Here is a 23,534-nt window from a genome sequence, read left to right as displayed (position 1 = left end):
GATGTGTGTCGTTGACTGATGCCCAGTGGGCACGGATCGAGCCGTTGTTGCCGGACCGGACTCCGAAGCGGGGCGGACGGTGGCGTGATCACCGGCAGGTGATCGACGCGATCGCGTTCAAGTACCGCACCGGGACACCGTGGATGGACCTGCCCGAGCACTTCGGGTCGTGGAAGGGCGCCCACAACCGCCTGCGGAAGTGGGCCGCCGACGGCACCTGGGAGAAGGTCTTCACCGCCCTGCTCGCCCAGGCCGACGCCGAAGGCGACCTCGACTGGGTCGTCGCGGTCGACTCCACCATCGTCCGAGCCCACCAGCACGCCGCCGGGGCCCGTCAAAAGGGGCCCCGGCCGGCGAGCCGGACGACCATGCCCTCGGACGCTCCCGCGGCGGACTGACCACCAAGATCCACCTCGCCGCGGACAGCCACTGCCGGCCCCTGGCCTTCGTCATCACGCCTGGCCAGGCAGGTGACGCACCCGCATTCCCCGAGGTCATGGCCCGCTTACGGGTGCCCCGGCCAATCGGCCGGCCCAGGATCACGCCGGACGTGATCCTGGCCGACAAGGCCTACTCATCCCGCGCGATCCGGACCCATCTCCGTCGGCGCGGGATCCGGGCCGTGATCCCGCAGCCCGCCGACCAGGCCGCCAACCGCAAACGCCGCGGCAGCCGCGGCGGCAGACCACCAGCCTTCGACCGCGACGCCTACAAGCGGCGCAACACGGTCGAGCGCTGCATCAACAGACTCAAGCAATGGCGCGGCCTGGCCACCCGCTACGACAAGACCGCCACCATCTACCTCGCCGGACTCCACCTCGCCGCCATCTTCATCTGGTCAGCGAGATGATCCAAAAGAAACGGCCTAGCCCGTGCCCGGGCGCCCTTCGCGAAAAAAGCTGGGGGCTTTCCCCAGGTCCGGAGTCTGGGGTCCGGGGGCAAAACCCTTTGCCTGTCTGGAACATGTGGGGGAAAGACCGGCCGGACGCGGCCTAGACTGGCGCGCGTGATCGCGCGGGGATATGAGTGCTGGGGTGCCTTAGCAGGCGGGGGAGTTGAGCCCGTATGGAGGCGCTGACGGAGGACGACCCCGTAGAGGTGGGCGGCTACCGGCTGTTGGGCAGGGTCGGTGCCGGCGGCATGGGGCGGGTGTACCTGGGGGAGTCGCTGGCCGGGCAGCAGGTCGCGGTCAAGGTGATCAAGCCGAGCGTGCTGGACGAGGAATCGCGCGCCCGTTTCATCCAGGAAATGGCAAGCCTCAAAATCGTCTACGGTCCGTGCGTGGCCGACTTCGTCGGCGGCGACGCACAGGCCGATCCGCCCTGGCTGGCAGTGGAGTACGTACCCGGTCCTGATCTGCGTGGCTACGTTACCGAGCACGGGCCGCTTCCCCTCGTGGAGACGGCCAGTCTCGGCGCGCTGCTCGCCGAAGGGCTGGTCACGGTCCACCAGGCCGGGCTGCTGCACCGTGACCTCAAACCGCAGAACGTCCTCCTCGACGCCTACGGCCCCAAAGTGATCGACTTCGGTCTCGCCGTACTCGCTGAACGCCGCAGCACCCTGACCGCCACCGGCTATGTCGTCGGCACGGTCCAGTGCATGCCGCCCGAGCAGGCCCGCGGGGAGCGGAAGCTGACACCCGCTGCCGACGTGTACGCGCTCGGTGCCGTGCTGCTCTACGCCGTCACCGGCCACTACCCCTATGACGGCGGCACCTGGCAGGCCATCGCCCTCAAGATCGAGGATCCGGCTACGCCGCCGGACCTGACCGGCCTGCCCCGGGAGCTGCGGCCGCTCATGGATTCCATGCTCGCCGCAGACCCGGAGCAGCGCCCGGAGCTTCGCGGCGTCGCGGAGGGACTGGTGGAGGTCCTGCGGGCGGAGGGGACAACGCCGGGGCAGGCCAAGCGGCGCCTCGCTTCCCGTACGGCTTCGCCCGGTTCCGAGCCGGTGGTGCCTGATTCCCCCGTTGTGCCGCGGCCCGCGTACACCCCGACGCTCGTCGACGCGGCGGGCATCGCGGACGTGGAGACGGCGAGCGCCTGGGCAGACCCTGAGGCCGAGCCCGGGGGCGGGCCCCAGAACGGAAGTCCCCCCACCGGATCGCCCGCCGTCGCGGACCTGGGCTCCACTGACGTCGGCATGCGGCGCTCGGCGGCGCCGCTGGAGATCGCCGAACGGCTTCGCTCCGCGTATGCCCGCGAGGCCCCGTTCGTCGCGTAGGCGGGCGAGGCGCGGCGCGGCTGCCGGGTACTAGGCCCGGCCCAACGGCCCAACTGCCAGCATTCTTAAGGTATTTGTCATACGAGTTTGTGCTTGAGCCGGTGCATCACCGGCTGTGCGTGAAAGACTTCACACGGTTGTGCCGTACGGGTATCCGCGTGCGGGACGGGGAGGAGCAACGGGTGGCTGAGCAGCCGGAGTCCGGCGACAACAGGTTTCCGCCGGGGGCCCAGATCTGGGTACGGGACGAGGCATGGCTGGTCAAAAACGCCGTCCGTACTGACCACGACGGCTACAAGATCGATGCCGTCGGTATCTCGGAGCTCGTACGAGACGAACCGGCTGTCTTCTTCAGCGGAATTGACACGGTCCAGACACTCGAACCGGAGGACACCCGGCTCGTCGCCGACTCTTCACCACACTTCCGCCGCAGCCGCCTCTATCTGGAGGCCGTACTGCGCAAGACGCCCCTCCCGCAGTCCGAGCGGGGTCTGGCGCTCCCGGACCGCTTCCTGGTCGACCCTCTCACCTACCAGCAGCGCCCGGCGGAGCTGGCGCTCTCCATGGAGAACCTCCGCCCGCGCATCCTCATCGCGGACGTCGTAGGACTGGGCAAAACGCTAGAAATCGGGCTCACCCTGGCTGAGTTGATCCGCAGGGGCCGGGGCGAGCGCCTCCTCGTGGTGACTCCCGAACACATCCTGGAGCAGTTCCAGCGCGAGCTGTGGACCCGCTTCTCCATCCCGCTGGTACGGCTCGACTCGCTCGGTATCCAGCGCATCCAGCGCGATATCCCGGCGGGGCGCAATCCGTTCACCTACTACAAGCGCGTCATCATCTCCGTCGACACGCTCAAGAACATCGGCCAGTACCGGCACCACCTGGAGCGCATCCACTGGGACGCGGTCGTCATCGACGAGTCCCATAACCTCATCAACCCCGGTAGCCAGCGCCGGGCCCTGGCCGAGACCCTCGCCCCGAACACCGATGCCCTGCTGCTCGCCAGCGCCACCCCGCACAACGGCGACCGCGCTTCCTTCGCCGACCTGATCTCGCTCCTCGACCCGACGACCATCGCCGACCCGAACACGTACGACCCGGAGAAGGACCTGCGGCACCTGTTTATCCGCCGCACCAAGATCAGCCCTGAGGTACGGGATCAGGTGGGCACCGAATGGGCGGACCGTGGCCCAACCGACTCGCGCTACTGCCCCGCCACGGCAGCGGAGGAGCGGATCTTCAAGGAGCTGACGGGGCACTGGATTCCAGAAGCGGCGGCGGCCGACAGCATCGAGTTCGGCACGGCCGACGAGGACCGCCAGTCCGTCACCCGAGACCGCCTCTTCGCCTACCAGCTGCTCAAGTCCTTCCTCTCCTCGCACATGGCATTGGGCGAGACGGTACGGGCCCGGCAGACCAGCCTGCGGAAGAAGGCCGCTCAGCTCCGGGAGAGGGGGCGCGACGGCGACGCCGAGGCCCTCGCCCCCGAGCGGCAGGCGCTGGACCGGCTCGGCGCTCTGGTCGCGTCGATGGGCGACGGCAGCGCGCCCGGTGACGCGGCGAAGCTCGACGCGCTCGTCGACAAGCTCAAAGAGATAGGCGTCGGCCCCCGCTCCAGCACCCGTGCTGTGATCTTCTCCGAGCGGATACCCACCCTCAAGTGGCTGGCCGAAGTGGTCCCCGCCCGGCTGGGTTTCACCAAGCATGAGCCCGGCAGACCCTACGTCGACCAGGACGAGCGGCGGCGCCCGGTGCGGATTCTGCACGGCGGCCTCAGCGACCAGGAGCAGCAGAAGACCGTCCGCGCGTTCGAGCTCGCCGAGGACCCGGTCCGGCTGCTGTTCACCGGAGACATCGCCTCCGAGGGCGTCAACTTCCACCACCAGTGCCACGACCTCATACACTTCGATATTCCCTGGTCATTGGTCCGAATCGAGCAGCGCAACGGGCGTATCGACCGCTACGGCCAGAGGCACCAGCCCCGGTTCTGCGCCCTGCTGATCACCTCCCAAGTGCCCGGCGCCCGCGACGACCGCGCCGTCGCCGAGAAGGTACTGCGCCGTGAGGAGGAGGCGTATCTGGTGCACGGCTCGGTCGAGGGGGAGACCGGTTTCTACCGCGCCGAGAGGGAGGAAGAGCGGCTGACCCGCGACCTGATCGCCGGTAAGACCGTGGAGGAGCACTACGCCCAGGCACCGGCCGCCGAGGACCCCTTCGCCGATCTCTTCGGCCAGTTCGACACGCGCGTCGTGCCGGGCGGCGGCCATGAGCCGCCCCGGCGTGCCCGCGTCCCCAGCCTCTTCGGCGGCGACACCGCCGCCTTCGTCGACGCCGCCCTCGCCGAGGTGTACGACGACCGGCCCGGGGAATCCGTCGGCCTGACCCGCGACACCGACCCACTCGGCGGCGACTACCTCTCCCTCGCCCCAGCAAAGGCGCCGGATCTGAGACAGCGGCTCAAGGCCCTCCCCGACGACTATCTCAAGGAACAGGGCGTAGCCGAGCGGCTGACGCTCACCTTCGACCGCGCGCTTGCCAGCCGGAAGCTCACCGAGGCCCGCGACAGCAGCACGACCAACTGGCCCCGGGTCTCCTACGTCACCGACATCCACCCGGTGGTGGAGTGGCTCACCGACAAGGTGCTGGTGCGCTTCGGCCGCCAGGAGGCCCCGGTGCTGACCTCACCGCACGTCGACGGCCCGGTGTTTCTGCTGCAGGGCCTCTACGCCAACGGCCTCGGCCGCCCCACGGTGGTTGAGTGGATCGCGGTGAGCGGCCTCCCGGCGGACGGCAGGGTGGAGCCCATGGAGGAGGCGCTGGCGGCGGCCGGGGTCGGCCCCGGCATGACCGCCACCGGGCGCCCCCGCGATCTGCCGTCCCTGCAGGAGCTGGTCCCCGCCGCTGTGGCCGTAGCCCGGGAACACCTCGTCGTACGCCGCGACGCATGGGCCGAACGCATCCGCGAGCCCCTGGACGCCTACCGTGACCGGCTCAAGGAGTGGCACCAGTACGCCCTCCCGACCGGCTCCCCGGCCCGTAAGGAACGGCAAGTGGAGAGCACCCGCCGGGGGCAGGCCCGCCTCGTCGACCAGCTGGAGACGACCGGCGATCCGCTGATCCGCGTCCTCGCCGTCCTCGACCGGCCCTGATCTGCCTGCCCCGTCCCCTCCGCCCCCTCCGAGGGCGTATGACCGCGTAAGAAGGCTCCAGCATTGAGTTACGACTCCCTCGTCAACCACGGGGACTATCTCTCGGCGCATTACCTGGCCGAGGTCCTGCCCAAGGACCTCAAGGCCACCGGCGGGCTGCTCAGCCGGTGGACAGCGACCGAGACCGAGCGGAAACGGGCCTACGAGAAGGCCGTCGCCGAGGTCGAGCGCGCGGGCGAGGACCCCAAGACGGTCCCCGAGCCCGACCGCACCCCGCGCCAGGGCCTGCGCTCCTTGCGCACCCCTTACTTCGCCGACCGCGCCGCCTTCGCGCAGGTGGCTGAGGAACGGGCGGAGGACCCGGCCGCACCCCTGCCCTCGGACTGGGTGGAACGGCGCGCCCGCCTGGACGCCGCCATCTTGGGCGCCCTGGGTTACGGGAGTGAACTCGGCCAGCCCCAGGAACACACCCTCACCGTCCACCACGCCGACCGTGCCCACGAGGTCCGCGTCGCCCACGCCGAGCCCGGCATCACCGCCGTGAGCTGCGGCTGGACCGCCCAGCCCGACGCCGCCCTCGACCCGGACAGTGCGGGCGCGCTGCTCCACCCCGTGCCGCTGGAAGGCGGCGCGGAGATCGCCGACGCCAAGGCGATGGCCGCGTTCCTCTTCGCCGCCGAGGAGCCGCCCCGCTATGTGCTGCTGCTCTGCGGCGGCGTCATCGTCCTCGCCGACCGCCTCACCTGGGGTGAGGGCCGCTACCTCGCCGTCAGCCTGGACGTGGCCCTGGACCGTATGGACGATTCACGGGCCGGTGAACTCGACACGATCGCCGCCCTGTTCAGCGCCGACGCGTTACGCGTACCCGAGGAGGGCGGCACCGCGCCGCTGGCGGACCTCGCCGAGAAGTCCGCCAAGCACGCGGTGGGTGTGTCGACAGAGCTACGGGAGGGCGTACGCACCTCCGTCGAGCTCATCGCGGGCGAGGTGCTGGCACGTCTGCGGGAACAGGGCGCGCGCTTGGAGGAGATCGACGAACCAAAGCTGCTGGCCAAGCAGCTGACCCGCGAGTCCCTGCGGTACGTCTACCGCATCCTCTTCCTCCTCTACGCCGAAGCCCGCCCGGAGCTGGGCATCCTCCCCTCCGACTACCCCGAATACGGGGACGGCTACGGCCTCCAGCGCCTCGGCGAGCTCGCCCTGCGCGACCTGGTCGGCGACCAGTCCCGCAGCGGCTTCCACTTCTACGAATCCCTCGACCTGCTGTGCCGGATGGTGGAGCGGGGCCACCGCCCGTACGGCACCGAGGAGGAAGACCGGGAGGCCGAGGCCGCCGACCGGGCGACGCGGGAGTCCGAGGCTGAGGCGGCCCGGCTGCTCGCGGAAGGGCAGATCACCGAGGCGGAGCACGCGGCGCGGCTGCGGGAGGCCGAGCGCACCCGGCGCGCGGCCCGCAGTGCCGATACGGGGCTGCGCTTCGAACCGCTGCGTTCGGAGCTGTTCGCGGCGAAGTCCATCGAGCTCATCGGCCCGAGATGCGCGGAGTTCTACGACACCCGGCTGCGCAACGAGGTGCTGCACCAAGTGCTGCGCCGCCTCATGCTGACGAAGGGCAAGCGGGGCCAGCGCGGCGGCTTCATCTCCTACGCCCAGCTTGGCATCAACCAGCTGGGCGCGGTGTACGAGGGCCTGATGTCCTACACCGGCTTCATCGCCGACCAGGACCTCTACGAGGTCGCCAAGGACGGCGACCCGTCCGGCGGCAGCTGGATGGTGCCCGTCAAGCGGGCCGGTCAGTATCCCGATGAGGTCTTCGTACGTCGACGGAACGAGGAGACCGGCGCGGAGGAGCCCATACGCTACGAGCGCGGTTCGTTCGTCTACCGCCTGGGCCGGGACCGGCAGACCTCCGCCTCGTACTACACCCCGGAGTCCCTGACCCAGGTGACCGTGGAGCTGGCCCTGCGGGAGCGGCTGACGCCGGATACGCCCGCGCGGGAGCTGCTGGAGTGGACGATCTGCGAGCCCGCGCTGGGCTCGGGCGCGTTCCTCAACGAGGCCATCAACCAGGTCGCCGCCGAGTACCTACGGCGGCGGGAGCGGGAACTGGGCGCCCGCATCGACCCGGAGGAGCGGCAGCACGAGCTCCAGAAGGCGAAGGCGTATATCGCCCTGCACAACGCGTACGGCGTCGACCTCAACGCCACGGCGGTGGAGTTGGCTGAAGTCTCGCTGTGGCTCAACACCATGCACCCGGGCATGAAGGCCCCCTGGTACGGCCTGCACCTGCGGCGCGGCAACTCCCTGATCGGCGCCGGACGCCGGGTGTACGAGGCGGACGCGCTCGCGGGCGGGGCATGGCTACGGAAGAAGGACGCCCTGGCGCCGACGGAGCTTCCGTTCCGGCAGGGCGCCTTTCCGGACGGGGCCGTGCACCACTTCCTGCTCCCGGCGAGCGGCTGGGGCGCGGTCGCGGGAGAGCGGGAAGCACGGGACCTCGCCCCGGAGGAGACCGCCGCGCTCAAGGCATGGCGCAGGGGCATTCAGAAGGCGCCGAGCGCGAAACGGAAGCGGGGTGAGAGGCGCGGCAGCCAGCTGGACCGGCTCCAAGGGGTTGCCCGGCGGGCGGAGTTCCTGTGGGGACTGGTGGCGCAGCGCCTCCAGCTCTCCGAGCGGGACATCTCGCGCCGCGTGGACGTATGGGGAGCGGACTGGCTCGACCACCCGGGGACGGCCGTCGACAAGAACAAGGTACTGGACGACCTGCTGGCCGTGGGGGCGCCGTACTGGCGGCTGAAGACGCTGATGGATGCGTGGTGCGCGCTGTGGTTCTGGCCCCTGGACGCGGTGGGGCTCGTCGACGGCTCCGCGCCGGAGTACGAGGAGGACGAAGACGCCGCGCCGGAGCCGGTGAACCGCCCGGGCCCCGCCGACCAGCTCGCGGAACAGTCCGCCCTGTTCGACGACGGTGCGGGCGAACAGCTTGGCCTCCCCACGCCGAAGGTGAAGCCCCAGCGCAAGACGGGCACGCGCAAGGCGCAGATCGTGGATATACGCCGCTCGGTCATCCCGCTGAAGGACCTGGACGACTGGATTGACTTCGCCGAGGCGGTGCTGGGCGGCTCGGACGTCCCGGAGGACTCGCTCATCGAGCGCTTTACGACGCTGGAGGCGCTGTCCGATTACGAGGACCAGCTGCCGGGGCTGATGGGCATGGACTCCGCCCTGAAGTTGCACGAGCGCTTTCCCTGGCTGGCCGTGGTCGAGGACATCGCCGGGGCGAACGAGGGCGGCAAGCAGACGGAAGGCGGCCTGGGCTTCTTCCACTGGGAGCTCCAGTTCGCACATGTCTTCGCGGGGGAGGGCGGCGGGTTCGACCTCCAGGTCGGGAATCCGCCGTGGGTGCGCCCGAGATGGGAGGAGGACACGGTCCTCGCGGAACGCGACCCATGGTTCAAGCTCGCGGAGAAGCCGAGCGTGGCGGAGTTCCGGGAGAGGAAGGGGGAAGTTCTGGCGGACGCAGGGGCGCTGTATTACTTCCTGGGTGAGCTTGTGGTCAACGCTGGCTTGGTGGAACTGCTCAGCTCGCCCGTGGCCTACCCCGTGTTGAGGGGGACCCAGCCCGACCTGTACCGGGCGTTCATGTGCCGGGTGTGGGGAAACCTGGGACCTGAAGCTGTAGCGGGGCTTGTTCACCCAGACACCCACTTGGGAGGAATCAAGACCGGCAGAATTCGAGCGGCCGTGTATCCGCGATTGCGTCTCCATGTCGGATTCGTCAACGAGCGAAATTGGGCTTTTGAAGCAGCGCACACCATCGAGTTTGGAGTGCACATCTATGGAGTTCCTCGGCCGGATATTCGGTTCGCTAACTTGAGCCGCTTGCATGGTGTGGACCCTGTTATCGCATCCCTGGACCATGATGGACACGGCGAAGTTCCTGGTATGAGGCATGAGGGCCGCTGGGATCTTCGTCCGCATCGTGCGCGAGTGATCGAGGTTGACGTGGTGCAGCTGGCTGAGTGGCAGGCACTCACAGGAGATACCGGTGTAGCTCCTTCAGAGGCTGCCTTGCTACAGCCGGTGACGACAGCAGAGCAGGGAGCCATTACGGCGCTGTCGACTGTGGAGACCCGGCTGGGGGAGAGGAAACCGCAGATCACCTCGGGTTATCACGAGAAGATGGGTAAAGAGAACGGTTATATCGGCTGGCGTAGTTCCCAGCCGAGGACGCTCGGTGGGCTTGTACTGCAAGGGCCACACTTCGGCCTCGGGACACCAATCAGCAAGCAGCCCAACGTTCCCTGTCAAGGGAACCACGATTGGACTAGCTTTGATCTTACGGATCTCCCACCTGACATAGTACCGCGCGGCAACTACGTAAGGCCGGAATCATGCTCACCGGACCGGTTTCGCCTGGCTCAGGACCGGTGGCTAGATTACGCCCGCTCGGAGAGTGATTGGGAGCCGTCCGACGAAGACTGGGAAAGGCGAGCCGAGTTCCTATCGGAAGAGGAACTTCGGCTGGCAGAGGAGGCGCAGCAGGAGCTGCTACATCGGAGAATGTGGCTCACGCGCCCGTACACTGAGTTCTACCGGTTGGCGTGGCGGCGGATGGTCGCCTTCAACACCGAACGTAGCCTCTTCGCGGCACTCGTTCCTCCGGGGCCCGCGCATGTAGACGGCGTATACTCCATGGCGCTGCGGGACAACAGGGAGACATCACTCAACGCTGGCTTCTGGGCTTCCCTGCCCATGGACTATCTCGTCCGGATCGCCGGTCGCTCTAATCTTCTAGTCGCCGAGGCGAAAAAGATGCCAGCTGCCGATCCGCAACACCCTCTCTCCGGGCCGCTGCTTCTACGCAGCCTCCGGCTGAACTGTCTCAGCGACGCTTACGCCTCCCTCTGGGCTGAGCTGTATGAGTCCCACTGGCCCGGATATGAGGAGTGGGCTGTGGACTGGCCCGAGCTCGCTCCGCTAGCCGGGTACCTCAAGCCAACTTGGGAGTACGGCACTCCGCTCCGCACTGAGTACGAGCGCCGGGCGGCGCTCGTGGAGCTGGACGCGCTGGTCGCCGTCTGGCTCGGGCTGAGCGCTGACCAGCTTGCTGCGATCTACAAATCGCGCTACCCAATCCTCTCCGACCGCGAGTCACGGATGTGGTTCGATACCAAGGGCCGTAAGCTCGCCGAGGACCCGCGCGCCTACGGTTACGGCCAGACCAAGCAGGACTTTGCCGACTTCCTCGCCTTTCAGAAGGGCGAGCGGGACACTCCGCCTTCCGGATACACCGCCGACTTCTACAAGGCCGACCGGGAGCGGGAGATGCGTGAGGCGCACGCCGTGTTTTCGGCGCGGCTCAAGCGGGCCGTCGACCGGGGTGAGCGGGTGCCGTCGCAGCGCGAGCGCGGGTGATCAGGGGGTTGCCCCTACCGGCCTGGCCGGTAAGGGCATGCACCTCGGAGTCAGCTACCTGCCGTGTGGTTGATGAACGCGGTCCACGCGGCCGGGGAGAGGGACAGCCCAGGCATGGCGGTGTCTTTGGAGTCCCGTACGTGGACAGTGCAGGGGCAGGCGGCGACCTCGACACAGCTGTCGCCCTCGCTGCCGCTGCGGGTGGACTTGTGCCAGGCCATGGCCACCTCCACGCAGCTGTCGCCCGAGCTGCCGCTGTAGCTGCTCTTGGACCAGGCAAGTTCGGTAGTGCTCATAGCGCTCCTCGCAGTCGCTCCAGCAGGCCTGCGGAGTCCTCGGGGGTGAGGGCCTGCGAGCGCAGTTTGGCATACCGCATCTGGAGCACACTGATCGTCTTCAGGCCAGAGACGAATTGGCCACTCTCCTGCCCTTCGCAGTAGCCGAACCACTGGTTTTCGGGGGTCTCTAGCAACTGCATGGGACCGTCCATCCCGGCATGGATTTCCCGCGCCAGCGGTACAACCTGGGTCTCAACGTTCCGCAGAGTTGCGAGCCTCAGCACATGGTCGATGAGCTCCCGCATGACCTCCGCACCACCCGTGCGCCGCAGAAATAGCTGCTCTTCAAGGATGAAGCTGAATGCGGTGTTTGGCCGTTCGCTGAGCAGCCGTTGACGCTCGAGGCGGGCCGTGAGCTGGGCCTCGATCTCTTCGTCAGACAGCGGTGGAATGCGGTTTTCGAACAAGGTCCGGGTGTACGTCTCCGTCTGCAACAGTCCCGGCACGAGCCTGGACTCGTACGTGCAGAGGCTGACTGCCTGCGCCTCCAGCTTTGCCCACTGCCGGAACCAGGCAGCGAGGCCCGGCTGCCGGGACAGGTAGCGCGCAGCCTTCCGCAGTGCGTTGAAGGCGTCCAACTCCTCCTCGGCCCGCTCGATGAAGCGGCGGGGCGGGAAGCGCCGACCCTGTTCGATCGCTGCGATCGTACTGACGGCGTAGCCGGTCTTGGGTGCGAGCTGTTCCTGTGTGAGCCCCGCGCGTTCGCGGAAGGCCTGGGCCACGGCGCCGAAAGTCCGCAGGCTGTCGGAGCGTTCGGGCTCGTTGCCGTTCGGTTCCCGGCCCCCTGGCGCGCCAGGGCCGTCCGCGTGGACGTCGTAGTCGTCGGTCATGTCCGGCCACCTCCGTGCGGTCAGCGCCCCGCGCTCAACTCACCCAGAGTTACGGGCCATTAGGCCGACTGTCCACCCCGCGTGCCCCTACGCTGACCAAGCGTAGGGGCTGGCGCCCTGGTCCTGGCACCGCCTGACCGCGAACGTGTCCGCCATGCAGATCCAGTACACCTCCCACGTGCCCGAACTGCCTACTACCGAGCGTATGTTCGTTCAGCGGTTCTCCGCCACCCGTCGGGCGGCCCGCCTCGCCCGGCTGCTCGTCCTTCACCAGCTGGACGAGTGGGGGATCGCCTACGGGAGCGAGCCCTCCGAGATCGCAGCGGCCGTTGTCGCCGAGCTCACCGCGAACGCCGTCCTCCACGGCCGGGTCCCCGGCCGCGACTTCGAGCTGGCCCTCACCCTCCTGGGTTCAGTCCTCCTCGTCGAGATCACCGACACCCGCAGCGATGCGCACCCGCCGACGCAGGACCTGACGACGCCCGCTCCCGGCGATGAGTCCGGTCGCGGCCTTCTTCTCGTCGCGGCCCTCGCCGTCGACTGGGGCGTCCGTATGCGTGAGCCATCCGCCCCGGGCAAGACCGTATGGGCCACGATCCGGGTCCGAAGGTGACTGTCTGCTGTCCGGAAATGGCCGCAGGCGATACGTAGATGCGTACTAACGCACAGCACTGACCGGGAAGTTACGGGTGGTGACAAGAGCGTCACCGCGCCATCACGCGCGGTGTACGGTGCCGCTGAGCGGGTTGCCTCGTGCCGATACGAGGCGACCCCCGGCCGGTGCCTAGGAACACCTGCCAGGGGTCTACATCCGCGAGGATCGGACCATGTAGGAGTCCCCGGAATGCATCGGCATGTTATCGCGCCTGCGCGCTTCTTCTCGCAGGTTCCGAACGAGATCATCCGCCACCCCCGGCTGTCCTCGGACGCCGTGCGTCTGCTGACCTGGCAGCTGTCCCTGCCGGACGATGTGGACGAACCCCTGTCGAAGACGGCCGAACGCGCGGGCATGGGCAAGGCCGCCTTCCAGAAAGCCAAGCGGGAACTACTCGAAGAGGGCTATCTCCACGAGCGGCGGTACCAGGGCGACCGGGGCCGCTGGGTGACGACGCAGCTGGTGTCGAACGTTCCCCTCACACGGGAGGAGGCCGAGGAGGCCCTCCGGGGTGAGCCCGCTCCCACCGGGCCGCCGCCGAGTGCCGCCCCACCGGCCGTCGGTGAGCCGACTCACCGGTCCGTCGGCGGTCAACCCCCGAACACTCCTGAGGAGAACACCTCCCACCAACCCGCCGCCCCCGCAGCGGCGGAAGCGCTGCTGCGGTCGCTGGCGCACACGGACCCCCGCCTCGCGATGTCCGCCCGCACCGCGCGGCAGTGGGCACCCCTCGCCGCACCCTGGCTGGAGCGCGGCATCGCACACGACCAGCTGCGCCGAACCCTCACCGAGGGCCTGGACGGCGCCCGTTCACCCCTGGCCGTACTGCGCTGGCGCCTGGAACACGCCCTCCCGGACCTCCCCCGCCAGGACATCCCGGCCCCACAGCCACCTCCCCGCACCGCCCGGATGCGAGAGTGCGCGGGCACGCACACCCAGCCGCGCCTGTTCCTGCCCGAGGCGGACGAAGACCGCTGCTCGGCCTGCCTCGAAGCAGACCCCGAGCCCATGCCCCCCATCGCCGACAGCCCCGGCTATTCGGCGTTCCGAGCCGCCCGCAGAGCCCGCCAGTTGGGGACACCCGCCGCACACCCGACCGTCGCGTGACCGCAAGACGCCGCCAAGGGTGCCGCTCTGTCGTCGAATGCCTGATCTTCCGCTGATCTGAGCGTATCTTTGATCACCCCACGGCCCTCGCGTGCACCGTTTCAGTGAAGGAGTGCCCTTCGTGCGCCCCACCCTCGCCGCAGAGCAAGTGCAGGGAAGCCTCAGCCAGTATCTGTCGACGACATACGCGCTGGCGGATGAGGGCACGCGCCGGGCGCTGGAGGACTTTCTCACTGATCCGGAGGAGGGCATCTTCCGGGGGCCCTACCTGCGCATCCGCACCCCGTTCCAGGTCGCGGGCGAGGGCTGGCAGCGGTATCTGGGATGGTGGCCGCGCGACTTCTTACCGTATGCGCACCAGGCGCGGGCGTGGGAGCGGCTCAGTACGCTGCACGGCGTCGCGGAGCCCACCCTGGTGACCACGGGCACCGGCTCCGGCAAGACCGAGTCCTTCCTCGTCCCCGTACTCGATCACTGCCGCCGGGCCCGGGTCGCCGGTCAGGAGGGAGTGAAGGCGCTCCTTCTCTACCCCATGAACGCGCTCGCCACCGACCAGGCGCACCGGCTGAGCGAGCTGCTGGAGCAGGATCCGCGGCTGAAGGACGTCACTGCCGGTCTGTACGTCGGAGACACCCCCTCCGCCGAAGTGCGGCAGGCCGCGCCGAAAGTGATGATGCGCCGGGAGGAGATCAGGCGGGCCCGGCCCGACATCCTCATCACCAACTACAAGATGCTCGATCTGCTGGTGCAGCGCCCTGAGGACCAGCGGCTGTGGCGGGATTGCCCGCTCGCCTATGTGGTGCTGGACGAGTTCCACACCTACGACGGCGCGCAGGGCACCGATGTGGCCATGCTGCTGCGGCGGCTCGGTGCCGTCACCGGGCTTGCCCGCCCCGGCAGGCCGCTGGGCGGCGCCTGTCCCGTGGCGACCTCCGCCACCCTGGGCGAGGGCGGTACGGACGGCGATGCCGGGCCGATGACCTCCGTGGCCGAGCAGATCTTCGGTATACCCTTCCCCGCCGCCGCCGTGGTGGGGGAGAACCGGCAGAGCGCGGGCGATGTCACCGGAGACCCCGACTTTTCCTTACCCTTCCCGAATCCGCAGGAGGTCAATGCCTGCGGCGATCCGCTGCGTGATCCCGGGGCCGTGGACCGGCTGGCCGCCGCGTTCACCGGGGAATCAGGGCTCTTAGCTGAGCAGTTGGGCGACCGGCTGAGACAGCACCGTATGACGGGTGCCGTGCTGGAGATCCTGGGCGGCCGGCCTCGCACGATGGCCGAGATCCTCAGCGTTCTGCCCCGCTACGCCTACCACTGGGGTGCCGCGCTCCAGCAGCGGCCCCGCGAGGCCGCCCAGGCGCTCGCCCGTTATGTGGCGCTGCTGTCCACCGCGCGCGACCCGGAGCATCCCGGGCGTCCCCTGCTCTCCATCGAGGTGCACCACTGGGTGCGGCCGGTCGCGCAGTTGCTGCGCGGTGTCGCGTTGAGCCGTGCGGAGTTCCGCTGGGACGACGAGCGGATGGGTGAGGACGGACAGCTGGCCCGGGACGGCGTCGCCACGGCGCCGGTTGCCGGGCCCGGGCCGGACGAAGCCCCGGCCCCCGGCGAGGACAGCGCCCCGCCTCCCGCCCAGGTGTACCTTCCAGCGGTCTACTGCCGCGAGTGCGGGCGGTCCGGCTGGGCCGCGCTCGCCACGGACACCGACGCGGTGATGCTCGAGCTCAAGCCCAAGAAGACCCGGCGTGCCTCCGTCAGCGCGGACAAACGACGCGTCCGCAACATGATCGCGGCGACGCCCGCCGAGGCCCGCCGGGCAGCACAGGGCGGGGACATACCGCGCGGCGGAGCCGCCGTACTCGTCCTGGACGCCGCAGCCGGGCGGATACGGCCCCTGGACCCCGCGCGGGATCTCGACGGGGAGGGGAATCCGGCGCCACGGCTGCGCGACGTGGCGTTCGTGCTCGCGGAAGCCGCAGCCGACAAGGCAGCCGAGGCGGCGGCGCAGCGCGATGAGTGCCCGGCCTGCGGCACTTCGGGGGCGATCTTCTACCTCGGTACCGGCATCGCGGCGCTCGCCGCCGCCTCGGTCACCCAGCTGTTCACCGGGGGAGAGCTCAACAAGAGCCTCAAGGAGAACAAGACCCTCCTCTTCAATGACTCGGTACAGGACGCCGCACACCGCGCCGGATACGTCGCCAACCGCTCCTACACCTTCTCCTTCCGCTCACTCCTCGCCAGGGGCATGGACGAGGAGGAGCCCATCGCGCTCAACGACCTGGCGGCCGACATCATGGGCGATGTCGCCGACAGCCAGGAGGTGCGGGCTGCCGTCATCCCGCCGGATCTGCACACCGTGCCAGGGGTGGACACCCTGCTGAGCGGGCGCAGCAAGGGGTCGCGGCGGACCTGGGAGCTGATCGCGGAGCGGCTGGCCTTCTCCGCCGTCATGGAGTTCGGGCTCAGCTCGCGGCTGGGCCGCACCCTGGAGCTGACCCGTACGGCCGCGGCCGAGGTGCTGCTGGCCGACCCGGACGGGGTCAGCGGCATCGTGGAGGAGCTGTTACGCACCACACCCGGTGAGATCGCCCTCCCTGGCGGGTCCGTCCCCGACGCCGAGCGGTATGTGGCGTATGTGCGCGGCGTCCTGGAGCGGCTGCGCCTGCGCGGTGCCATCCGGCACCGCTGGCTGGACCCATGGCTGCGGGAAGGGGGCACCAGCCGCTTCGGGATCTGGGGCGGCCGTCCCACCGGCATGCCCGCCTTTCCCCCTGGCCGGGCGGCCCCCAGCTTTCTGTTGAGCGGCGCGAAGCAGCGCAGCGAGTTCGACAGCGTGACCGGCCGGGGCGGGTGGTACCAGGACTGGACGGTGCGCTGCCTCGGCCTGCAGCCACAAACCACGGGGCTTTTCCTGCCCCGGCTGCTGCGTGCGCTCGCCGACGCGCGGGTCCTCTCGGTCCGCTCCGCCCGGGACGGGAGCGGCCTCTACGGCCTGCAGCCGGGGCACATCCAGGTGCGCAAGCTCTCCGACGATGTGGTGAGCGAAGCCGTCGCCCGCTGCGCGTCCTGTGGCTGGCAGCAGACCGTGCACCCCGATTCCGCCGACCACTGGCACGGGCAGCCGTGTCTGCGCTACCGCTGCGGCGGCGAGCTCAGAACCGGCCACGTGGTAGACCCCGCCGACCCGTCCAGCCTGCGCGAGCGGGACTACACGCAGGACTACTACCGGCGTATGTACCGGGAAGCCGGGGCGTACACCATCAACACCGCCGAACACACCGGCACCCTCACCCGAGGCCAGCGGGAGGCCGTGGAACAGGCGTTCCGTGCCGGGACCGACGCCCACTACGCCAACCCCCAGATCCTGTCCTGCACCCCGACCCTCGAACTCGGCATCGACATCGGCGACCTGTCGGCCGTGGTCCTCGCCTCCCTTCCGACCGGACCCGCCAACTACGTACAGCGCACCGGCCGCGCGGGCCGCCGCACCGGCAACGCCTATCTGCTCACCCTGGTCGGCAACAGGCCCCGGGATCGTTACTACCTCGAAGAGCCCCGCCAGATGATCGCCGGGGATATCCGTCCTCCCGGCTGCTTCCTCTCCGCCGTTGAGATCCTGCGCCGCCAGTACACCGCCCATCTGCTGGACCTTGCGGGCGCTGGGCGCCTGCGTGCCCCCGGCAGCCGGGACACCGAGGCGCCGCTGCCGCCCCTGCCCCACCGTGCGTCCGCGCTGTTCGGCGCGTCGGGCTGGCTGCAGGAGTTCGCCGAGGCGGCGCTCGCTGACGGGCAGGCGCGCGTCAGCAAGTTCCTCGCGTTGTTCCCGGCGTACGACGAAGACCGTGAACAGGGAGTAAGCCCGCGGGCCGCCGAGGAGCTGCACGCGTACGCGATCGGCGGCCTGCGCGGCGCCCTGCATGAGGCACAGGCGTTCTGGGAGCGGCGCAAGAGGGAACTCCAGCAGCGGCTCGCCGCCATCGACACCGCGGCCCGCGCCCTGGACGAAGGCGGCCCCGAAGCCCAGCAGCAGGCGCGTGAACTGCGCGCGGAACGCCGCTCGGTCACCAGCCTGCAGCGGGCCCACGGCAGTGCTACGGCCCAGCAGGCCCTGGTCGACCTGGGCCTGCTGCCCAACTACGGGCTCATGGAGTCCCGCACAGAGCTGGAAGCCCTGCTGACCTGGCGCGAGGAGGGCACAGCGGGCAAGGACAGCAAGCCCGAGTACCGGACGAAGACCCTCGTCTACGAGCGCTCCGCGCGCCTGGCCCTGACCGACTTCGCCCCGGGCAACACCTTCTACGTCCAGGGCTACAAGCACCGCGTCACCGGCGTTGACATCGGCAGCGTCAAACGCCCGGCGTGGCTGTGGTGGCGGGTATGCCCCTCATGTGGCTACGTTCGCACGCACCGGGCCGAGCACGACCCGTCGCCCTGTCCCCGCTGCCACTCGGCCGCCATCGCCGACAACGGCTGCCTGCACCGAGTGATCAGCCCGCGCCGGGTCCAGTCCCGGGACAAGCGCGATGACGCCCGGGTGCGTGACGACAGGGACGAGCGGGAGCAGCGGCACTACACCGTGGTCACCGCCGTGGACATTCCCCCGGAGGCGATCGACCAGGCGTGGCGCCACAAGAGCGCCACCTTCGGCTGGGAGTTCACCCGCAGTGCCGCGATCCGCCGAATCAATGTCGGAACCGCCCGCGCCGACGGCAGCGGTGACGCCTTCGCCGGGCAGCAGGTTCGGCTCAACCCCTTCTGGATCTGCGCCACCTGCGGACACGCGGATCCGGACGGCGGCCCCGACGATCCCGCTAAGCGGGCCGCCCACCACCGGCCGTGGTGCCCGAGGCTGCGCGAGGAACCTCCCCATACGGGACCCCGTGCTGACGGCGTTGACATCCTCCTCGCCCAGGAGCTGCGTACCGAGGCCCTGCGCATCCTCATCCCGGCCGTCACCGCACACACCGAGGAGCGGCGTGTCTCCCTCAAGGCCGCCCTGCTGGCCGGTGTCTCCCGCAGCTACGGCGGCGACCCGGACCATCTGGCCGTGACTCCGGACTCCATGCCGGAGCCGGGCAGCGGCGACTCGGATCTGCGCCGCCACTACCTCACGCTCTACGACACACTGCCCGGAGGCACCGGCTATCTGCACCGGATGGCCGGACGCGACGGATTGTTGCAGGTGCTGTCGGCGGCCCGCGAGGTGATCGAGGGCTGTGTGTGCCGTCAGGAGGGCCGTCAGGCGTGCCACCGCTGCCTGCTGCGCCACATCGACGACAACGAGTACGCCTACGCCTCGCGTGACCAGGCCCTGGACATCCTCAGTGAGCTGCTCGGCCCCGACGGCTCAGGATGGAACACGGAGCCGGTCGCCTCAGCTGCGGACATCACCCTGGTGAGGCAGCTGGAGAGCGAGCTGGAACAGCGGTTCTTCAACGGGCTGCTCACCTGGGCCGCCCGCGCGGACGTCGAAGCCAGTGCCCGCAGCGAACGGACAGCCGACGGCCGCCGCTCCAGCGAGCTGCGGCTGACGGCACCCGACGGAGCCGTCACCCGGTGGCAGGTTGACACCCAGCAGGACCTGGGCTGGACCCGGCCTGATGTGGTCTTCCACCGCCTGGACGCCGAACCCCTGCGGGTGGCGGTGTACCTCGACGGCTACCGCTACCACGCCAGCCCGGAGTGCAACCGGGTCGCTGACGACGCGGCCAAGCGCACCCGGCTCCGCGCGGAAGGATGGCACGTCTTCCAGCTCACCTGGGACGATGTGGAGTCCTGGACCGGACACGCCGGACACGCCGGAAACACAGCAGCGGAGGCCGACCCCGTCTGGAAGCCGTACGGAGGCAACGCCCAGCGGGAGGCGTGCGACTGGTACCGCAAGGGCGGGGCGGACCCCCGGGAGATGCAGCGCTATATATGGGCCAACCCCGTGGAGACCCTGCTGGGTTACCTCGCTCAACCGGACGCGGAGCGCTGGCTGCTGCGGGTGCAGAGCGCCCTGGCGGGCACGGTCAGGGCGCCGGGCGCCAGCGCGACGCTCGGCGACGGGGAGGCCGTCGCGGAACGCATCGCTGACGCGCTGGCCGGTAAGCCCTTCCCCGGAGGCAAGGGCAAGGTGCGTATCGCGCGGATCCAGGACAACAGCGGCTGCTCGCTGGTCTTCGCCATCGATCTGCGACAGGGCCCGGAGGCGGCTTCCTGGACGGCACTCACTGTCCTGGACGATGCCGAGGAGACCATCGAAGCAGACCAGAAAGCTCATCGGCGGCGCTGGCGCGCTTGGCTGTACTGGACGAACCTGCTGCAGTTCCTGAACGAAGGCGAGGGGGACGGGGTACAGCTCACCGCCTCGCTGCTGCCCGGATTCGACCTCAGCCAGCTGGCTGTGACAGGAGGCGGAGGCTGGCTGGCTTCCCAGCGCAGCCAACCCGCCGTGACCGCCGACCGCCAGGAACAGCCCGGCCAGCACATGCCCGGCACAGCCGGAAGCGATCCGGGCTGGGACGAAGTCCTTGAGTACCTCGAAGACGACCCCGGCCTTCACGAACTGGCTCACGCTCTCGCCGACCGAGGCGTGCCCGCCCCCGAGCAGGGTTACGAGCTCGGCGGGGAGGGCTGGCTCGCCGAACTCGCCTGGCCCGCCCAGCGCGTCGCGGTCGTACTCTCCCACCGCCCCGGAGCCGACGGCTCCCCCGACACCGACGCCGAAGACCGGGACCGCGCCTACGCCAAGGCAGGGTGGCAGGCCCGTACCGCCGCCGGGTGGGACGTCGACGTACTCGCCGTACTGCTGGACACCGGCACGCAGCGCGGCACCCCGCAGCAGAAGAACGAGGAGTAGCCCACTTGACCAGCACTACCGCACCCGCGCAGGGCGCCACGCTGCGCCTGCTCGACAAGGCGGACAAGGAGATCGCCAAGCTCGACCGGCCCGTGATCGGTGCGGTCTACCAGTTCCAGCGCGAGTTCCGCCGCAACCCCACATCCCGCGGATTCCACCTGGAGAAGCTGACCGGTGACAGCAATCTGTGGTCGGCGCGGATCAACCGCGAATACCGGGCCCTGCTGCTGGACCTGGGCGGGAACGACTGGCTGCTCGTCGCGGTCAAGCACCACAAGGACGTCTACCGGAACCTCGAACGGTATGCCTACGGCATCAACCAGGTCACCGGCGGCATCGAATACGTCGACCTCGAAGTCGTCGAGGACAGTGTGCTGCGCCGCGCGCTGCCCCAGCAGCCCACTCCGCGACCATCCGGCCCGCAGGAGACCGCTGCCCCGGGGGAGACCGCCACCCCCCAGCCGCTGTTCGGCGCGTACAGCAGTGAACAGTTCGCGGAACTGGGTGTCGCCGAGCCACTCATCCCGATCATCCGGAAGCTGACCACGGACGACGAGCTGCTGGGGCTGGCCGAATACGCCCCTCGGCACACCGGCGAAGTCCTGCTGCGACTGCGTGACGGGACGCCGTATGACCAAGTCCTGGACCAGGTCACCAAGCCGGTCGCCGCGGAAGGCCCGGTGGACACCGACGACTGGCAGGCGGCGATACACCGCTCCCAAGCCGTCGTCATCACCGACGACGAGGAGCTGCAGAGCATCATCGAGGAGGGCGACTTCGGCCGCTGGAAGACCTTTCTGCACCCCACGCAGGCCAAGCTCGTCCACCGCCGCTACTCAGGCCCCACCCGGGTCAGCGGTGGCCCCGGAACGGGCAAGACCATCGTCGCCCTGCACCGCGTCAAGCATCTGGCCGACCAGCTCCCTCCCGGGCACACCAAGCCCATCCTGCTGACGACCTTCAACAAGAACCTCGCCGCCGACCTGCGCGCGCGGTTGCTCTCCCTGGGCGGCCCCGAAACCTTGGCGAGAGTCGACATCCTCCACATCGACCAGCTCGCCGCTCAGGTCGTGCGCGAGGCTGATCCAGCGGGCGGGAAGCGGCGCATCGACGACAACCAGGCGCTGCGGGAATGGCGGGCCATGCTCGACGAGACGGGCGAGAGCCGATGGGCGGCGGAGTTCCTCAGCGACGAATGGAATCAGGTGATCCTGGGCCAGGCCGTCCACACGCGATCCGCATACTTCCGGGCGCGGCGGGCCGGACGCGGACGTAGCATCGGCCGCGCCGAGCGCGCCGGTATCTGGCAGCTGTCGGAGCGCTTCACCCAACGTCTGGACCTCAAGGGACTGGAGACCTACCGGCAGGTCGCCGAGCGGGCCGCCCGGCTGGAGATGGCCCGTAAGGCGAAGATCGACGCCCGGCAGGCCGAGCGGGACGAACGCGGCGGCATGCACAACATCCACGTGGAAGCCGGATCCGGCGCCTGGCTGCGATACCGCTACCGGCACGCGGTGGTGGACGAGGCCCAGGACCTCTCCCCGTCGCACTGGAAGCTGCTGCGCGCGATGGTGCCGACGGGCCCAGATGACCTCTTCCTCGTCGGCGACACCCACCAGCGCATCTACGACCACCAGGTCACTCTCGGCAGCCTCGGCGTCAACATCCGAGGCCGCTCCTCCCGGCTGACGCTCAGCTACCGCACAACGAGCGAGATCCTGCGCGATGCCCAGCGCGTCCTGGACGGTGCCGCATACGACGACCTGGACGGCGGCGAAGACCCACTGACCGGCTACCGGTCAGTGCTGCACGGCAACCGGCCTCTGCTGCACGGCGAGCCCACCTGGGACCGCGAGCTGGACGCCATCGTCGAGCAGATCAAGGCATGGCACGACGTTCCCCGCGGCGTTGTCGCCATCTGCGTACCGACCAACGACATGGTGACGGAGACCGCCGTACGGCTGAAGCGGGCCGGCATCGAACCCGTGGAGATCACGGCGGAGGGACCAAAGGGCGGAGAGGGCGTCCACATCGGAACGATGTACCGCTTCAAGGGCCTCGAATACCGCCGCGTGATCATCGCAGGGGTGAGCGAGGGGCTGGTCCCCCGCAGCGCGGTCGACCGATGGCAGCACACGGACCGTTCCCGGCACGAGCGGGAACTCCAGCGCGCCCGCTCCCTGCTGTTCGTCGCCGCCACCCGCGCCCGCGACGCCCTGGCGATCTTCTGGCACGGCGACCCCAGCCGCTTCCTGACCGGCCTGCTGAAGTAGACAGCGGCAGAGGTGAAGCCCGGGCAGCGGGGCCGGAGCCGCGGCCGATGCCGGCCAGGCACCATCCACGAGATTCACTAGATACACTTCATGCATGAGTGACACGATCGGCATCGCACAAGCCCGGGCCAACCTTGGTGACCTGTGCCGTAAAGCAGCCACCAGCCGCGAACGCACCGCCATCACTGACCACGGCACCGTCGTGGCCATACTCATCAGTCCCCAGGAACTCGCCGATCTCGAAGATGACCTGGCCATCGCACAGAACCGCCTCAACGAGGCCCATGGGTGCCCGGACCCGGTGCTCACGCAGGAGGAGTTTCTCGCAGAGCTCGCCGCGCAGGACGCTGCCAGGCACCGGCGGGGAGCCGCGTGAGCGCCGAGGTCGTCTTTCAGCCCGCCGCCCGCCGGGCACTGACCCAGCTGCGCAAGTCCGATCGTGAAGAGATTGATCAAGTTCTCGACGCGATCAACCTGCTCCGTGGCAATCCACGGCCGCTCGGATCGCACCCGTACGGCAGCGGCTATTTCCGCATGCACGTCGGAAGGTACCGGGTGCTGTATCAGGTCCGGGACGGATCCCCCGTCGTGATCTCCATCGAAACCGTAGGCAAGGTCCCATGACAGAACGTGTGTGAGGAAAGCAGGCCTTACGCCCCGCGCAACGCCGCCCCAGAACGCCGCCCCAGGGCTGGGGCCC

Annotated in this window: 12 protein-coding genes; 10 read left to right on the top strand and 2 right to left on the bottom strand. The window is 69.4% G+C overall.

All coding sequences use genetic code 11. The features are described from left to right. Window positions 1-5 precede the first annotated feature (5 nt). The 4 genes from test1122_RS02870 (at window position 6) to test1122_RS02855 (ending at window position 10,790) form a co-directional block, all read left to right on the top strand. Window positions 6-850 (top strand): IS5 family transposase gene (locus test1122_RS02870; protein ID WP_422396910.1). Its coding sequence is split into 2 segments (ribosomal slippage): window positions 6-336 and window positions 336-850, totalling 846 coding nucleotides; the frame shifts between segments, so codons are not numbered across the junction. 215 nt (window positions 851-1,065) lie between these two features. Then, window positions 1,066-2,223 (top strand): serine/threonine-protein kinase, encoded by a 1,158-nt coding sequence (locus test1122_RS02865; RefSeq protein WP_232267572.1) that lies wholly within the window; start codon window positions 1,066-1,068, stop codon window positions 2,221-2,223. A 182-nt stretch (window positions 2,224-2,405) separates the two neighbouring features. Then, the gene (locus tag test1122_RS02860) at window positions 2,406-5,372 is read left to right on the top strand and encodes an SNF2-related protein (RefSeq protein ID WP_232267571.1); all 2,967 of its coding nucleotides are present in this window, start codon (window positions 2,406-2,408) and stop codon (window positions 5,370-5,372) included. A gap of 63 nt (window positions 5,373-5,435) precedes the next feature. After that, window positions 5,436-10,790 carry a class I SAM-dependent DNA methyltransferase gene (locus tag test1122_RS02855; RefSeq protein ID WP_232267570.1) on the top strand — a complete coding sequence of 1,785 codons (5,355 nt, stop codon included), beginning with the start codon at window positions 5,436-5,438 and terminating at the stop codon, window positions 10,788-10,790. 50 nt (window positions 10,791-10,840) lie between these two features. Here the strand turns inward: test1122_RS02855 and test1122_RS02850 are convergent, their stop codons facing one another. Both test1122_RS02850 and test1122_RS02845 read right to left on the bottom strand, forming a co-directional pair. Beyond that, on the bottom strand, window positions 10,841-11,086 hold the full coding sequence (locus test1122_RS02850) for a DUF397 domain-containing protein (RefSeq protein WP_232267569.1): 246 nt from the start codon (window positions 11,084-11,086) through the stop codon (window positions 10,841-10,843). Further along, window positions 11,083-11,958 (bottom strand): helix-turn-helix domain-containing protein, encoded by an 876-nt coding sequence (locus test1122_RS02845; protein WP_232267568.1) that lies wholly within the window; start codon window positions 11,956-11,958, stop codon window positions 11,083-11,085. The genes test1122_RS02850 and test1122_RS02845 overlap by 4 nt, the downstream gene beginning before the upstream one ends. A 154-nt stretch (window positions 11,959-12,112) precedes the next feature. On the opposite strand from test1122_RS02845, the gene test1122_RS02840 reads away from it, so the two are divergent. The 6 genes from test1122_RS02840 (at window position 12,113) to test1122_RS02815 (ending at window position 23,458) form a co-directional block, all read left to right on the top strand. Continuing rightward, the gene (locus test1122_RS02840; protein ID WP_232267567.1) at window positions 12,113-12,571 is read left to right on the top strand and encodes an ATP-binding protein; all 459 of its coding nucleotides are present in this window, start codon (window positions 12,113-12,115) and stop codon (window positions 12,569-12,571) included. Between the two features lie 231 nt (window positions 12,572-12,802). Further along, window positions 12,803-13,720 carry a hypothetical protein gene (locus test1122_RS02835; protein WP_232267566.1) on the top strand — a complete coding sequence of 306 codons (918 nt, stop codon included), beginning with the start codon at window positions 12,803-12,805 and terminating at the stop codon, window positions 13,718-13,720. Window positions 13,721-13,841: 121 nt separating this feature from the next. Continuing rightward, window positions 13,842-20,561, top strand: a complete 6,720-nt coding sequence (locus test1122_RS02830; RefSeq protein WP_232267565.1) for a DEAD/DEAH box helicase — start codon at window positions 13,842-13,844, stop codon at window positions 20,559-20,561. Between the two features lie 5 nt (window positions 20,562-20,566). Next, window positions 20,567-22,834, top strand: coding sequence for a UvrD-helicase domain-containing protein (locus test1122_RS02825; RefSeq protein WP_232267564.1), 2,268 nt, complete (start codon window positions 20,567-20,569; stop codon window positions 22,832-22,834). Between the two features lie 94 nt (window positions 22,835-22,928). After that, complete coding sequence (locus test1122_RS02820; RefSeq protein ID WP_232267563.1) at window positions 22,929-23,210, top strand: type II toxin-antitoxin system Phd/YefM family antitoxin; 282 nt, start codon at window positions 22,929-22,931, stop codon at window positions 23,208-23,210. After that, entirely contained in the window at window positions 23,207-23,458 is a 252-nt protein-coding gene (locus tag test1122_RS02815) for a type II toxin-antitoxin system RelE family toxin (RefSeq protein WP_232267562.1), read from the top strand. The genes test1122_RS02820 and test1122_RS02815 overlap by 4 nt, the downstream gene beginning before the upstream one ends. Window positions 23,459-23,534 lie beyond the last annotated feature (76 nt).

The organism is Streptomyces gobiensis (genome assembly GCF_021216675.1).
Taxonomy (GTDB): domain Bacteria; phylum Actinomycetota; class Actinomycetes; order Streptomycetales; family Streptomycetaceae; genus Streptomyces; species Streptomyces gobiensis.
This window is presented reverse-complemented; position numbering and strand designations above follow the sequence as displayed.